At 46.6% G+C, this 15,793-nt stretch carries 15 protein-coding genes; 14 read left to right on the forward strand and 1 reads right to left on the reverse strand.

The window, feature by feature from the left end; genetic code table 11:
• Positions 1-355: 355 nt before the first annotated feature.
• The 4 genes from rfbD to WMO75_RS12045 all read left to right on the forward strand — a co-directional run bounded on the left by rfbD (position 356) and on the right by WMO75_RS12045 (position 4,891).
• Complete coding sequence (gene rfbD, locus WMO75_RS12030; RefSeq protein WP_022214233.1) at positions 356-1,207, forward strand: dTDP-4-dehydrorhamnose reductase; 852 nt, start codon at positions 356-358, stop codon at positions 1,205-1,207.
• A 1-nt stretch (position 1,208) separates the two neighbouring features.
• Positions 1,209-2,507 (forward strand): dicarboxylate/amino acid:cation symporter, encoded by a 1,299-nt coding sequence (locus WMO75_RS12035; protein ID WP_118698010.1) that lies wholly within the window; start codon positions 1,209-1,211, stop codon positions 2,505-2,507.
• 139 nt (positions 2,508-2,646) lie between these two features.
• The gene (locus WMO75_RS12040; protein WP_291580098.1) at positions 2,647-4,203 is read left to right on the forward strand and encodes an ABC-F family ATP-binding cassette domain-containing protein; all 1,557 of its coding nucleotides are present in this window, start codon (positions 2,647-2,649) and stop codon (positions 4,201-4,203) included.
• A gap of 238 nt (positions 4,204-4,441) precedes the next feature.
• Entirely contained in the window at positions 4,442-4,891 is a 450-nt protein-coding gene (locus tag WMO75_RS12045; protein ID WP_022214230.1) for a phosphate-starvation-inducible PsiE family protein, read from the forward strand.
• Here the strand turns inward: WMO75_RS12045 and WMO75_RS12050 are convergent.
• Complete coding sequence (locus tag WMO75_RS12050) at positions 4,888-5,343, reverse strand: CYTH domain-containing protein (RefSeq protein WP_022214229.1); 456 nt, start codon at positions 5,341-5,343, stop codon at positions 4,888-4,890. The genes WMO75_RS12045 and WMO75_RS12050 overlap by 4 nt on opposite strands.
• A gap of 138 nt (positions 5,344-5,481) precedes the next feature.
• On the opposite strand from WMO75_RS12050, the gene WMO75_RS12055 reads away from it, so the two are divergent.
• The 10 genes from WMO75_RS12055 (at position 5,482) to truA (ending at position 15,752) form a co-directional block, all read left to right on the forward strand.
• On the forward strand, positions 5,482-6,039 hold the full coding sequence (locus WMO75_RS12055) for a DJ-1 family glyoxalase III (RefSeq protein WP_022214228.1): 558 nt from the start codon (positions 5,482-5,484) through the stop codon (positions 6,037-6,039).
• Between the two features lie 190 nt (positions 6,040-6,229).
• Complete coding sequence (gene tig, locus WMO75_RS12060) at positions 6,230-7,516, forward strand: trigger factor (protein WP_118698012.1); 1,287 nt, start codon at positions 6,230-6,232, stop codon at positions 7,514-7,516.
• A 46-nt stretch (positions 7,517-7,562) separates the two neighbouring features.
• Positions 7,563-8,144, forward strand: coding sequence for an ATP-dependent Clp endopeptidase proteolytic subunit ClpP (clpP, locus tag WMO75_RS12065; RefSeq protein WP_022214226.1), 582 nt, complete (start codon positions 7,563-7,565; stop codon positions 8,142-8,144).
• Between the two features lie 74 nt (positions 8,145-8,218).
• Positions 8,219-9,523, forward strand: coding sequence for an ATP-dependent Clp protease ATP-binding subunit ClpX (gene clpX, locus WMO75_RS12070; protein WP_022214225.1), 1,305 nt, complete (start codon positions 8,219-8,221; stop codon positions 9,521-9,523).
• 18 nt (positions 9,524-9,541) lie between these two features.
• On the forward strand, positions 9,542-11,857 hold the full coding sequence (lon, locus tag WMO75_RS12075) for an endopeptidase La (RefSeq protein WP_349078096.1): 2,316 nt from the start codon (positions 9,542-9,544) through the stop codon (positions 11,855-11,857).
• Positions 11,858-11,867: 10 nt separating this feature from the next.
• Positions 11,868-12,473: a ribosome biogenesis GTP-binding protein YihA/YsxC gene (gene yihA, locus WMO75_RS12080; protein WP_022214223.1), complete on the forward strand. Its 606-nt coding sequence runs from the start codon at positions 11,868-11,870 to the stop codon at positions 12,471-12,473.
• A gap of 14 nt (positions 12,474-12,487) precedes the next feature.
• Positions 12,488-13,333: an energy-coupling factor transporter ATPase gene (locus tag WMO75_RS12085; protein WP_022214222.1), complete on the forward strand. Its 846-nt coding sequence runs from the start codon at positions 12,488-12,490 to the stop codon at positions 13,331-13,333.
• A complete protein-coding gene (locus tag WMO75_RS12090) occupies positions 13,324-14,211 on the forward strand; it encodes an energy-coupling factor transporter ATPase (RefSeq protein WP_022214221.1) in 888 nt (295 codons plus the stop codon). Before WMO75_RS12085 ends, WMO75_RS12090 begins: the two co-directional genes overlap by 10 nt.
• On the forward strand, positions 14,204-15,007 hold the full coding sequence (locus tag WMO75_RS12095) for an energy-coupling factor transporter transmembrane component T family protein (protein WP_349078097.1): 804 nt from the start codon (positions 14,204-14,206) through the stop codon (positions 15,005-15,007). The genes WMO75_RS12090 and WMO75_RS12095 overlap by 8 nt, the downstream gene beginning before the upstream one ends.
• 4 nt (positions 15,008-15,011) lie before the next feature.
• Positions 15,012-15,752: a tRNA pseudouridine(38-40) synthase TruA gene (truA, locus tag WMO75_RS12100; protein WP_118698013.1), complete on the forward strand. Its 741-nt coding sequence runs from the start codon at positions 15,012-15,014 to the stop codon at positions 15,750-15,752.
• Positions 15,753-15,793 lie beyond the last annotated feature (41 nt).

Consider the following 15,793-nt stretch of genomic DNA (forward strand, 5'->3'; position numbering starts at 1 on the left):
AAATCCAGAAATAATAAAAGTAGCTGTATAGCCGAAAGGCAAGCAGTATTGGTGTCATGGACGCACCCTGAAAAAAGGCGGTATCCCGCCAGATTTCAGATGCTCTGGTAACTTGTTGCCGAGTAGTTCACCATATAAGAACTTCCGAACAGATGCAACTGCTCTTGGAAATTATCTCAGCATTATTTGAAAAAATACAATATAAAAACCGCATAAGTATGCAAAAACAACAGACAACATGCACTTTTCCTTGACATAAATATACAAAATTGTTAAAATATTTAACGACATAGATTGAAACGGCGCTGATTTGATCTGAATCGGTGCCGTATTTTATTTTGAGGAGGTAGTAGAGATGTTAAAAGTATGGATTGCGGGTGCAAGTGGACAGATCGGCCGTGCATTGAATGATGTACTTGACCCGATGGAGATCGAGGCTCTGAACACAGACCTTGATGAACTGGACATCACCGATACGGATGAAGTGATCAACTTTGGTACCGTCAACCGTCCGGATGTGATCATTAACTGTACCGGTATTACAGATACCGATGAGTGCGAAAAAAATCCGGAACATGCATACCGTGTCAATGCCCTTGGCGCAAGAAACTTAAGCATTGTTGCCCGCAAATGTGGTTCCAAGATCGTTCAGCTTTCCACAGATGATGTATTTGACGGACAGAGCAAGAAACCTTACACAGAATTTGATGACACCAATCCGCTGACTGTTTACGGCAGATCTAAGAGAGCCGGCGAGTATTACGTCAAAGAATTTACTCACAAGCACTTTATCATCCGCAGTAACTGGGTATACGGACAGGGTGGACGCAACTTTGTAAACCGTGTTCTGGAGGCAGCAGAGACCGGAAAATCTCTTTCCGTTGCATCTGACCAGTTCGGTTCTCCGACCAGCGCGAAGGATCTTGCAAGAATGATCCTGTATCTGATCAGCACAAATGAATATGGAACTTATCATGTGACCTGCAGCGGCGTCTGCAACCGTTATGAATTCGCACAGGAGATCTTACGGCTTGCCGGCAAGAATATCGAACTGAAATCTGTTCCGACAGAGCAGTCAGATCTTTCTTCTGTCAGACCGCCATATGCAGTTCTGGACAATTTTATCCTTCGTATCATTGAGGTGTATGACATGCCAGACTGGAAAGAATCTCTGAAAGAATACATGGATGAAAGAACGGAGGACTAAGATGAAAGAAAAAAACACAAAAGCAAAAACTCCGAACAAAAAAGCAATCGGTCTGACAACCAAGATTTTCATCGCCCTGATCGCAGGTGCGATCCTTGGTATCATTCTCTGCTATCTGGTTCCGGACAGCAGCTTTAAGAAAGATGTAATTATTGAAGGTATCCTTTATGTCATCGGACAGGGATTCATCCGTCTGATGAAGATGCTTGTTGTACCGCTGGTATTCTGCTCTCTGGTCTGCGGAAGCATGGCGATCGGGGATACCAAGAAACTCGGAACCGTAGGTGTGAGAACCCTGGCTTTTTATCTTGCAACCACTGCACTGGCAGTTTGCGTTGCACTTGGCATCGGAAACCTGATTAATCCAGGTGTCGGACTTGATATGAGCGCAATCCAGAGTTCAGCAGCGTCTGTGGAAACCATGGAGGCAACTTCCCTTACGGATACGATCCTCAACATCATTCCGGACAACCCGATCAATTCTCTGGCAAGCGGAACCATGCTTCAGGTTATCGTATTTGCCCTGATCGTCGGTGTGATCCTTGCAAAGATGGGAGAGCGTGCAGAGACAGTAGCAAACTTTTTCAGCCAGTTCAATGACATTATGATGGAAATGACCATGATGATCATGAGCCTTGCGCCGATCGGAGTTTTCTGCCTGATCAGCCGTACTTTTGCAAACATCGGCTTCAGCGCATTCATTCCGCTGGCGAAGTATATGATCGGCGTACTGCTTGCCCTGGCGATCCAGTGCTTCGGTGTATATCAGATCCTGCTCAAGATTTTTACAGGTCTGAACCCGATACGTTTCATCAAGAAATTTTTCCCGGTTATGGCATTCGCATTCTCAACCGCTACATCCAATGCGACCATTCCGATGTCTATTGATACCCTTTCCAAGAAGGTTGGTGTATCCAAGAAGATTTCTTCCTTCACCATTCCGCTTGGTGCGACCATCAACATGGATGGTACTTCCATCATGCAGGGTGTTGCAGTAGTTTTTGCGGCACAGGCATTTGGCATCCATTTAAGCCCGATGGATTACGTGACCGTTATCGGAACAGCGACACTTGCTTCCGTAGGTACCGCAGGTGTACCGAGTGTCGGTCTTGTAACCCTGACCATGGTATTCAACTCTGTTGGACTTCCGGTAGAGGCAATCGGTCTGATCATGGGTATCGACCGTATCCTCGATATGACAAGAACAGCAGTCAACATCACAGGTGACGCTGTCTGCACAACGATCGTCGCACACCAGAACGGCGCTCTCGACAAATCAGTATTCAACGAAACAGACTGATTTCCAAATATCAATCTTAAAAGAAACGGCTGTACACATTATGTGTACGGTCGTTTTTTTGTCCATATATGCAAAATAGGTTGAAATCCCTTTCAGATGTCAGATATAATAAAACCATCATTACAAAAAGGAGAAATTTATGAGCATATTAAACGTTGAGCATCTGACACATGGCTTTGGCGACAGAGCTATTTTTTCAGATGTTTCTTTTAGACTTCTTAAAGGAGAACATATCGGACTTGTTGGAGCGAACGGAGAAGGCAAGTCTACTTTCATGAGCATTGTCACAGGGAAACTGATGCCGGATGAAGGCAAGGTAGAATGGGCAAAAAACGTCCACGCAGGCTACCTTGACCAGCACGCCGTCCTCGAAAAAGGCATGACGATCCAGGAAGTGCTGAAATCTGCTTTTGACCCGCTGCTTCAGAAAGAACAGCGGATGAATGAGATCTGCGATCTTCTGGGGAGCGCAGACGAAGAAGAGATGAACACACTGATGGAAGAACTGGGAACGATCCAGGACGAGCTGACTCTGCATGATTTTTATGTCATTGATTCCAAGGTAGAAGAAGTTGCAAGAGCACTGGGGCTTCTGGATCTGGGACTTGACCGCGATGTAACAGACTTAAGTGGCGGTCAGAGAACGAAGGTGCTTCTCGGCAAACTCCTTCTGGAGAAACCGGACATCCTGCTTCTTGACGAACCGACCAACTATCTCGATGAAGAACATATCGCATGGCTCAAACGTTATCTTCTTGATTACGAGAATGCTTTTATCCTGATCTCTCATGATATCCCATTCCTGAATGATGTAGTCAATATCATCTACCATATGGAAAATCAGGAGCTGAACCGCTATGTGGGTGATTACGATCATTTCCAGGAAGTCTACGCAGTGAAGAAAGCACAGCTTGAGGCAGCTTACCGCCGCCAGCAGCAGGAGATCAGCGAACTCAAGGACTTCGTTGCGAGAAACAAAGCCCGTGTGTCAACCAGAAACATGGCAATGTCCCGTCAGAAGAAACTGGACAAGATGGATGTGATCGAGCTGGCAGCAGAGAAACCAAAGCCGGAGTTCCATTTCCGTTATGGACGCACACCGGGCAAAATGCTTTTTGAAACACATGACCTCGTGATCGGTTATGATGAGCCACTTTCCAAACCACTGAACTTCACGATGGAACGAGGACAGAAGATCGCACTGGTCGGAACAAACGGAATCGGCAAAACAACCCTGCTCAAGAGCATCCTTGGACTGATCCCGTCCCTCAAGGGAAACTGCGAGCGAGGAGAAAACCTCCAGCTTGGATATTTCGAGCAGGAAGTAAAGGGTGACAATAAGACGACCTGTATCGAAGAATTATGGCAGGAATTTCCGTCCTACACACAGTATGAAATCCGTTCAGCTCTTGCAAAATGCGGTCTTACAACGAAGCATATCGAGAGTCAGGTCCGTGTCTTAAGCGGTGGTGAGCAGGCAAAAGTCCGTCTCTGTAAACTTGTAAACCGCGATACCAATGTCCTGCTTCTCGATGAGCCGACCAACCATCTGGACGTAGATGCCAAAGAGGCATTAAAGAGTGCCCTCAAAGAGTACAGAGGAAGTATCCTTCTGATCTGCCATGAACCGGAGTTTTACCAGGATGTGGTAAATGAAGTCTGGGATATGAGCAAGTGGACTACCAAGGTATTCTAAATGGAGAAAATATTGTGAAAGGCAAAAAAATCAAAATTGTTTGCAGACTTTATCAACAGCCTTACGATCACATTTTTTATTAATTTTCTTTGATTTAAAACTGGGAGGGGAACTATGTTTGGATTCGGCAAACTGAAAGAAAAAATAAATGTACGGATAAAAGGACATGACAGCGCATATCTCCCCATGATAAGCTAAAGAAGCAGTAAATAACAGGGCTTCAGTTTAGGGAGGGTTTATGCACAAGGAGGTAAATCACAAGATACGTAAGCACTTCAACGAGGGAATCTACAATGTTGCCCGCTATACAGAAATCGTGCTTTCTATCGTCATTCTGATCGTGATCGCGCTGGCTGGCATCCGGCTGATCTATGCGATCACAGAGACTTCGCTTATGGACATGGATATTGACTTTTTTACAAAGTTTCTGGCAAACGCCCTGTCGCTGGTCGTAGGTGTGGAGTTTGTAAAGATGCTCTGCCGCCACTCCGCGCAGACAGTTGTAGAAGTGCTGATGTTTGCAACAGCCAGACAGATGGTTGTTGAGCATATGGCACCAACACAGACACTGATCGGAGTCATTGCCATCGCCGTCCTCTTTGCAATCAGGAAGTTCCTGATGACAGAGGACAGCGACATGTCACATTCACCGTTTAAGAAATGTAAGGAAGAAAAACACGAGGTTTAATTTCTGCCTTTGCTTAAAGTGCTGTTGTGATAAGCAGAAGAATAAGTGACATCTTCTCCGAACCATTCCGGAGGAATATAGGTATTTGCCTGTTCTTCGGATTCGAATTCAACTTCGGCAAGAAGAAGTCCATCATAGTCTTCGTGGAAGACATCAAGTTCGATCGTCAGGCCATCCTTTTCCGGGATCAGATAACGGGTCTTGGAGATGACGATGCCGTCGGCTTTTGGCTTGAGATGCTCATAGGATTCCTGGGTCAGAGGGAGATTGTATTCCTCTCTGGACAGGAGTCCTTTTGATTTATAAGTCAGATAATATTCATCATCCTGCCTGCGGATGCGGACGACAGGATCCGTGCAGAGATAACCCTGCTCGATTTTATGGAAAGAACAGTTTGCGAGATCTTTTGGAAGCTGTTCTTTTTTTATGAGGAATTTTCTTTCGATTTCCATGTGCATACTCCTTTGCATTCTGAATTACAGGGAAAAAATTCATTAGATTTCGTAGATTTAGTATATCCCTTTTTCCTGATAAATGCTATACTAAACAAATGGGAAAAATAAAACAGATACGAAACAGGGAGGTTTTTTATGAGCAAAAAAGTTTATATTTTTCTTGCAGACGGATTTGAAGATATCGAAGGCCTGACCGTAGTAGACCTGATGCGCCGTGCAGGAATCGACATAGAAACTGTTTCCATCAAAGAGAGCAATGAGATCACAACATCCCATGGGATCATGATGAAGACCGACAGAGTATTTACGGGAACTGATTTTTCAGATGCAGACATGCTCGTCCTTCCGGGAGGAATGCCGGGAACGAAGTATCTGGGAGAGTATCAGCCGCTCTGTGACCTTCTGAGAGATTTCTACGGAAAGAGCGGTAAAGTAGCGGCAATCTGTGCGGCACCGACTGTTCTGGCATCTCTTGGATTCCTTGAAGGAAGAAAGGCAACTGCATATCCGTCCTGCATGGAGGGGCTTACCGGCGCAGAGCCGTCTTATGAGAGTGTTGTAGTTGATGGCAATGTGACGACCAGCCGCGGACTTGGAACCGCTGTGGACTTCGCATTAAGCCTGATCGGACAGCTTCTCGGTGAAGAAAAGGCGGATGAGATCGCAGAATCCGTAGTATATTCCCGGAAATAAGGCAAAAACAGGAGTTTTCTACAAAAAATACTGGCGTTTTTATACCTGTTGTGCTATACTACGATAATGACTGTAATTGTATCTCTTGATATCGGGATACAGCTACCTGTACGCATTATCCGCAGACAGGGATAAGCAATAGATAGAATATTCAGAGCTTATATCTGAAAATTAAGGAGGAACAAAAAACATGAGTTTACAGGTTGAAAAACTGGAAAAGAACATGGCGAAACTTACAATCGAGGTTTCCGCTGAAGATTTAGAGAAAGCTATGCAGGCTGCATACCAGAAAGCAAAAGGAAGAATCTCTCTTCCAGGATTCCGTAAAGGAAAAGCACCAAGAAAAATGATCGAGCAGATGTACGGCAAGGGAATCTTCCTTGAGGACGCTGCAAACGCTCTGATCCCGGAGCACTACAGCAAAGCAGTTGAGGAGTGCGAGCTTGAGATCGTATCCCAGCCGGAGATCGCTGTAACACAGGCTGAGCCAGGAAAAACTTTCATCTTCACAGCAGAAGTAGCTGTTAAACCGGAAGTTACTCTTGGTGAGTACAAAGGAGTAGAGGTTCCGAAGTCTGAGACAGAAGTAACAGACGAGGACGTTGAAGCTGAACTGAAGAAAGAGCAGGAGAAAAACTCCAGAACAGTTACAGTAGAAGACCGTGGAGCAGAGAATGGCGACATCACAACAATCGACTTCGAAGGATTTGTTGACGGTGAAGCATTCGAAGGCGGCAAAGGAACAGACTACCCGCTGACACTTGGTTCCGGATCTTTCATCCCGGGATTCGAAGATCAGCTCGTTGGATCTAAAGCCGGAGACCACGTAGAAGTTAAGGTTACATTCCCGGAAGAATACCAGGCAAAAGAACTGGCTGGCAAAGAAGCTGTATTCCAGTGTGACGTTAAGAAAGTAGAAGCAAAAGAACTTCCGGAACTGGATGATGATTTTGCACAGGACGCTTCTGAGTTCGATACTCTTGCAGAGTACAAAGAAGACATCAAGAAGAACCTGACAGAAAAGAAAGAAAAAGAAGCTCGTGCAGCAAAAGAAAACGCAGCAGTAGACAAAGCAATCGAGAACGCAGAGATGGAGATTCCGGATGCAATGGTAGCTACTCAGACACGTCAGATGCTGGATGACTTCGCAAGAAGAATGCAGTCTCAGGGACTTACCATGGAGCAGTACTTCCAGTTCACAGGAATGACAGCTGAGAAGATGCAGGAAGAAATGAAACCACAGGCTCTCAAGAGAATCCAGACAAGACTGGTTCTTGAGAAGATCGCAGAAGTTGAAAACATTCAGCCGACTCAGGAAGAAGTTGACGAAGAGATCAGCAAAATGGCTGAAGCATACAAGATGGAAGCTGACAAGATCAAAGAACTGCTTGGCGACCGCGAATTAGAGCAGATGAAGAAAGATATGGCTGTACAGAAAGCCGTAACTCTCGTAGCTGACGAGGCAAAAGAAGCCTAAGCAGACATTATGATCCACAGTCAGGCGACGAATGGAGGCATATTATATGAGTTTAGTACCTTATGTCATTGAGCAGACAAGCAGAGGCGAAAGAAGTTACGACATTTACTCCCGTCTTCTGAAAGACCGTATCATCTTTCTTGGAGAAGAAGTAAATGATGTAAGTGCCAGCATTATCGTGGCACAGCTTCTGTTCCTCGAAGCAGAGGATCCTGGTAAAGACATTCAATTATATATCAACAGTCCGGGAGGATCTGTAACCGCTGGTATGGCGATCTACGACACAATGAAGTACATCAAATGTGATGTATCTACCATTTGTCTTGGAATGGCAGCCAGCATGGGAGCTTTCCTTCTGGCAGGAGGAACCAAGGGTAAGAGATTTGCCCTGCCGCATTCTACCATTATGATCCATCAGCCGTCAGGCGGTGCACAGGGTCAGGCAACCGAGATCCAGATCGTTGCAGACCATATCGCACAGACCAAGCGTACACTGAATGAGATCCTGGCAGAAAACACAGGACAGCCTTATGAAGTAGTGGAAAAAGACACAGACCGCGACAATTATATGACTGCTGAAGAAGCAAAGGCATACGGACTGATCGATGGTGTTGTCGAGCATAAATAAAGCAGACAAAAGGAACCTCTTTTCAGGGGGTTCCTTTTGTGCCATAACAAACGGAAAGGAAACGAGAACTATCTATGGCAGAAAAAATAAGAGATGGAAAAGTCAGATGCTCTTTTTGTCACAAATCTGAAGACCAGGTCCGCAAGCTGATCGCAGGTCCGGAGGGAGTTTTTATTTGTGATGAGTGTATAGGTATCTGCTCAGAGATTATGGAAGAGGAACTGGGAGATTACGACCAGGAAGATATCTATGATACAGACATCAATCTGTTAAAGCCAGAAGAGATTCATAAGATTCTGGATGACTACGTTATTGGACAGGATGAGGCAAAGAAAGCACTTTCCGTAGCTGTCTATAACCATTACAAGAGAATCACAGCATCCAGAAACCTGGATGTGGAATTACAGAAGAGCAACATCCTGATGCTTGGACCGACCGGTTCCGGTAAAACTCTGCTTGCACAGACACTTGCCCGTCTTCTGAATGTGCCGTTTGCTATTGCAGACGCTACAACACTGACAGAGGCCGGTTATGTCGGTGAGGATGTGGAGAATATCCTTCTGAAACTGATCCAGGCAGCAGACTATGACATTGAACGTGCACAGTACGGAATCATCTATATTGATGAGATCGACAAGATCACCAGAAAATCCGAAAACGCATCCATCACCCGTGATGTATCCGGTGAGGGCGTTCAGCAGGCACTTCTGAAGATCCTCGAGGGAACCGTTGCAAACGTACCGCCGCAGGGAGGTCGTAAGCACCCACATCAGGAATTCCTTCAGATCGATACGACAAATATCCTGTTTATCTGCGGCGGTGCTTTTGACGGGATCGAGAAAGCGATCGAGGCAAGACAGAACACGAAGTCTATCGGTTTTGGTGCAGAAGTAGAGGTCAAGAAAGAGAGAAACATCGGTGAGATCCTCAAGGATGTCATGCCGGAAGATTTTGTCAAATTTGGTCTTATCCCGGAATTCATCGGACGAGTTCCGATCGTTGTAACTCTTGACGGACTGGATGAGGAAGCACTGATCCGTATCCTCAAGGAGCCAAAGAACGCACTGACCAGACAGTATCACAAGCTGTTTGAGCTGGACGGCGTAGAACTGGAATTCCAGGATGAAGCACTGGAAGCAGTTGCACGTAAATCTCTGGAACGTAAGACAGGAGCCAGAGGACTCAGATCTATCATGGAGAAATCTCTTATGGATCTTATGTACCGCACACCTTCTGACAAGACGATCCAGAAATGCATTCTCACAAAGGATGCCGTAGAAGGAACAGCAGAGCCGGAAGTCATCCATGGCGAAGCACCGGCACCGGAGCTTAAGAAAACTTCCCGTTCAAGAAAGAAAGGCAAGCCGGAAACGGCCTAAAGAAGGGACTGAAGAAACATGAAACAGCCAATTAGCATTCTTCCTGCGATCGCACTTCGAGGAACGACGATCCTGCCGGATATGATCGTTCATTTTGATGTAAGCAGAGAACGCTCTATGAAGGCAATTGAAGCTGCCATGCTTCAGGATGAGAAGATCTTTCTGGTCACACAGAAAGATCCGGAAATGGAAACACCGGGAATCACAGATCTGTACAAGGTTGGTACAGTTGCATATATCAAACAGGTAGTTAAATTACCACATGATCTGCTCCGTGTTCTGGTCGAGGGCGTGGAACGCGCAGAACTCATCGGACTGGAACAGGAGGAACCATTCCTCATGGCAGAGACCGCAGGATTTGAGGCAGATGGAGCCCATTATGCGAAGTCTCTGAGAGAGGCAATGTACAGAAGCATCCGTGAACTGTTTCAGAGATACTGTATCGAGAGCGGCAGGATCAGCAAAGATCTTGCTGCCAAGATCATGAACATCCAGAATCTGGAAGAACTGATCTCACAGGTATCTGTGAACATCCAGATCACCTACCAGAATCAGCAGAAGATCCTGGAGGCAGTGACACTGGAAGAACAGTATGAAGTTCTTGCAGCGATCCTGAACAATGAGATCGAAGTGCTTCAGATCGGACATGATCTCCAGCACAAACTCAAAGCCCGCGTAGACAAGAACCAGAGAGAATATATTCTGAGAGAACAGCTCAAACTGATCCGTGAAGAGCTTGGAGAGGACAACACTGCTGACACAGCACAGGAATACCGCGAGAAACTTGAGAAACTCCAGGCTTCAAAAGAAGTCAAGGATAAGATCAGCAAGGAGATCGACCGTTTCAAGAGCATGAACAGCAGTGCAGCTGAGAGCAGCGTGCTTAGCACCTATATCGAAACACTGCTGGATCTTCCGTGGGATAAGAAATCCGAGGATTCCATGGATCTTGCCGAAGCATGGAAGATCCTGGAGGAGGGACATTACGGCCTCAAAGAAGTCAAGGAGCGTATCATGGAATTTCTTTCCGTGCGTAAACTGACTTCCGGCGGCAAGAGTCCGATTCTCTGTCTTGTGGGACCTCCTGGAACTGGTAAGACCTCCATTGCCCATTCTGTGGCAGAGGCACTTCACAAGAAATATGTCCGTATCTGTCTTGGCGGCGTTCGTGACGAAGCTGAGATCCGTGGACATCGTAAGACTTATGTAGGGGCAATGCCGGGACGCATCACTGTTGCCTTGCAGCAGGCGGGCGTCAGCAATCCTCTGATGCTCCTTGACGAGATCGACAAGACAAGCAGCGATTACAAGGGAGATACTTCCTCTGCACTGCTTGAAGTTCTGGATCCGGAGCAGAACAGCCACTTCAATGACCATTATGTAGAGGTTTCGCAGGATCTCTCCGAGGTACTTTTTATTGCGACTGCAAATGATATCCAGGGAATCCCGAGACCGCTTCTGGACCGTATGGAAGTGATCGAGATCTCAGGCTATACCGAGAATGAGAAGGAACATATCGCGAAGGAACATCTGATCCCGAAGCAGCTTGAAGTAAATGGTATCCCGAAAGGTAAGCTGACCATACAGCCGGCCGCACTTCGCAAAATGATCACTCTCTACACCAGAGAGGCAGGAGTACGAGGACTTGAGCGCAAGATCGGTCAGATCTGCCGTAAAGCAGCCCGTGAACTCATGGAGAACGGTGCGGACAAAGTTGTTGTCAATACGAAGAATCTTGACAAATTCCTCGGCAAATCCACATACAGTTATCTGATGGCAAACAAGAAGGACGAAGTAGGAATCGCAAGAGGACTTGCCTGGACACAGGTTGGCGGCGATACACTTCAGATCGAGGTAAATGTCATGCCTGGCAAGGGTGAACTGGTACTGACCGGTCAGCTTGGAGATGTCATGAAGGAATCCGCAATGGCTGGTATTTCTTATATCCGTTCTGTTGCAGACCAGTACGATATTAAACCGGAATTTTTCCAGGAAAATGACATTCACGTACATATCCCGGAGGGAGCTGTCCCGAAGGATGGTCCGTCTGCGGGTATCACCATGGCGACAGCGATGCTTTCTGCGATCATTGGTAAGGAAGTGCGCGCAGATGTAGCCATGACAGGAGAGATCACTCTCCGCGGCAGGGTTCTGCCGATCGGCGGTCTCAAGGAGAAACTTCTTGCAGCGAAATACGCCCGTATCAAACAGGTACTTGTTCCGAGGGAAAATAAGCAGGATATTCAGGAGATCGATGCAGAGATCCTGGACGGCCTCAAAATTTCCTATGTAGATAATATGAAGGAAGTGCTTCACGAAGCACTGGTGAAATAAAGAGGAATTTATGATTATTAAAAATGCAGTTTTGGATATTGTCTGCGGAGTTACCAGCACACTTCCTGATACAGGGATGCCGGAGGTAGCTTTTGCAGGAAAATCAAATGTAGGAAAATCTTCTCTGATCAATGGTCTTATGAACCGCAAGGCACTGGCACGCACCAGTGCCCAGCCGGGTAAGACACAGACGATCAACTTTTATAAGATCAATGACGAGATGTTTCTGGTGGATCTTCCGGGATATGGATATGCCAAGATCACACCTGCCGAGAAAGAAAAATGGGGAAAGATGATCGAGCGTTATCTGCATACTTCCAAGGATCTCAAGGCAGTGTTCCTTCTTATCGATATCCGCCACAAACCATCTGCGAATGACTGCCAGATGTATGAATGGATCCTGCACAATGGATATGAACCGATCATCATAGCGACCAAGCTTGACAAGATCAAGAGAAGCCAGGTTCAGAAATGTCTCAAAGTTATCCGTGAAGAACTTAAGCTTACCAAGGGAACGAAGATCATTCCGTATTCCGCAGAAACAAAGCAGGGAAGAGATGAAATATGGGAACTGATCGATTCTCTGACCGGTCAGACACCTGCAGAAGAAGCCTGAAAGGACTATAAGAGATGGGAATCATCAAAGCAGTAAAACTTGCATTCGATTACTTGAAATATGATGAGGACGGCAACGTTCAGGAAACACAGAGAGCTGTGGATGGTGTGGATATTGATATCAAGGAAGGACAGTTTGTAGCGATCCTGGGACATAATGGTTCCGGTAAGTCTACCTTTGCCAAACACATCAATGCACTGCTTCTGCCGTCCGATGGAACAATCTGGATCGACGGGATCAATACTTCTGAGGAGCCGGAATTATGGAAGGTGCGTCAGAAGGCAGGAATGGTATTCCAGAATCCGGATAACCAGATCATCGGAACTGTTGTGGAGGAGGATGTCGGATTCGGGCCCGAAAACATGGGAGTTCCGACCGAGGATATCTGGAAGCGTGTCAACGAAAGTCTTGAGAAGACCGGCATGACAGCGTACAGACATCACTCTCCGAATAAACTTTCCGGAGGTCAGAAGCAGCGAGTTGCTATCGCAGGAGTCATGGCGATGCGTCCGAAATGCATTGTCCTGGATGAGCCGACAGCCATGCTGGACCCGAACGGCCGTAAGGAAGTACTCGCAGCTGTTCATCAGCTGAATAAGCAGGAAAATGTTACGGTAGTTCTGATCACGCATTACATGGAAGAAGTGATCGATGCAGACCATGTCATCGTTATGGATGGCGGTCATGTAGTTATGGAGGGAACTCCGCGGGAAATTTTTTCCCAGGTGGAAACTCTCAAGAAATACCGTCTTGATGTACCGCAGGTAACTCTGCTGGCGCATGAACTCAAACAGTCCGGAGTAGACATTCCGGATGGAATCCTTACTACGGAAGAGCTGGTAAATGCCTTATGTCAATAGAATTAAAAAACGTAACATACACATACAGCCCGGGAACTTCCTATCAGATCCACGCACTTAAGGATATCAATCTGGAAATCCCGGACGGACAGTTTATCGGTGTGATCGGACACACCGGAAGCGGAAAGTCTACACTGATCCAGCATTTTAATGCACTGATCCAGCCGACATCAGGAACCGTTTCCTACAATGGAGAGGATGTCTGGGCGGAGAAATACGACCGCAGGAAACTTCGCAGTGAAGTAGGACTGGTCTTTCAGTATCCGGAACATCAGTTGTTTGAGAGCGATGTGCTTTCAGATGTGTGTTTTGGACCGATGAACCAGGGAATGACCAGAGAACAGGCTGAGGAAGAAGCACGCAAGGCACTTCATCATGTAGGCTTCAAAGAAGAAAACTTTGACAAATCACCATTTGAACTTTCTGGTGGTCAGAAGAAGCGAGTGGCCATTGCAGGTGTACTTGCAATGAACCCGAAGATCCTGATTCTGGATGAGCCGACCGCAGGTCTTGATCCGAAGGGAAGAGATGAGATCCTTGATCAAATCGCAGAACTTCACAAAGTTCGTGGGATTACCATTGTGCTGGTTTCTCATAGCATGGAAGATGTAGCCAAATATGCGGAGCGTCTGATCGTGGTCAATCATGGACAGATCGCCTTTGATGACACACCAAAGAAGGTTTTTGCTCATTACAAAGAGATGGAACCGATGGGACTGGCTGCCCCGCAGATCACCTATATCATGCATGCCCTTAAGGAAAAAGGACTCAATGTCGACCCTTCTGATACAACGGTAGAAGAGGCGAAGCAGGATATCCTGAATGCTCTTCGGAAAATGAACTCCCCTTTACTGAAAGGAGGAGCTCAGAATGATTAGAGATATTACGATCGGTCAGTACTATCCGGCGAAATCTGTGATCCACAGAATGGACCCGAGAACCAAGTTATTTGGAACGCTGATCTTCATTATTTCCGTATTCCTGTTCCGCAGCGTGGCAGGATATGCCGTTGCAACGTTATTCCTGGCAGGGATGATCACGATCTCTCAGGTTCCGGTGAAGTTTATCTTTAAGGGACTCAAAGCGATCTTCATGATCCTTCTGATCACGATGGTGTTCAATATCCTTCTGACACCGGGTGAAGTGCTCTGGAAGATCGGAATCTTCACCATCACCAAAGAAGGAATCTCCATGGCAGTCCGCATGGCAATCCGACTGATCTATCTGGTGATCGGATCTTCACTTATGACGCTGACAACAACACCAAATCAGCTCACTGATGGTCTGGAAAAAAGCCTGCGTCCGTTGAACAAGATCCACGTTCCGGTACATGAGATCGCAATGATGATGTCGATCGCGCTGCGTTTTATCCCGATCCTTCTGGAAGAAACGGACAAGATCATGAAAGCGCAGATCGCCAGAGGCGCCGACTTCGAGAATGGAAACATGATCCAGAAGGTCAAAAACATGGTTCCGCTTCTTGTCCCGCTGTTTATCTCAGCATTCCGTCGTGCCAATGATCTGGCAATGGCGATGGAAGCAAGATGTTACCATGGAGGCGATCATCGTACACAGATGAAGCCACTTCACTATGCAAAGAGGGACCACGTCGCATATCTGGTATTGTTCGTGTACCTTGCCGTTGCGATTGGATTCCGCGTGATGGGATGGTGATAAGATGAAGCGAATTGGACTTGTAGTTGCATATGATGGAACGAATTACAGTGGCTGGCAGATCCAGCCGAACGGAGTCACGATCCAGGGTGTTCTGAACGATACCCTGACAGAACTTCTCGGAGAGAAAATCGAGATTATGGGTGCGAGCCGTACAGATGCCGGCGTACATGCACTGGGAAATGTGGCGGTATTTGACACCAATACAAGAATTCCGGGTGAAAAGATTTCCTATGCGCTGAACCAGCGGCTTCCGGATGACATTCGGATTCAGCTGTCTGAGGAAGTGGATCCGGATTTTCACCCACGTTACTGCGACAGTGAGAAAACTTACGAATACCGCATCCTCAACAGGAAATTCCCGGTGCCGACAGAGAGGCTGTACTCTTATTTCTACCACTACAAACTGGATGTGGACAAGATGCGAGAGGCAACTTCCTATCTGATCGGACGGCATGATTTTGCCAGCTTCTGTGGAACAGGAGCGCAAGTCAAATCAACAGTCCGCACACTGACAGGGATTGATATCTGGAGAGACGGAGATATCGTCACGATCCAGGTCAGAGGAGAGGGATTCCTCTACAATATGGTGCGTATCATCGCAGGAACACTGATCCAGGTTGGAAACGGACAGTATCCACCGGAACGAGTCAAAAAGATCCTTGAGGCCTGCGACAGATCTGTATCCGGACCGACAGCCCCGGCACATGGACTGACGCTGATGGGGATTCAGTTTTTTGATTGAAAATAAAAGTTATGGATAGAAAAAAGACGGTTTTAAATATC

This window comes from Blautia intestinihominis (assembly GCF_040096655.1).
Lineage (GTDB): Bacteria > Bacillota > Clostridia > Lachnospirales > Lachnospiraceae > Blautia_A > Blautia_A intestinihominis.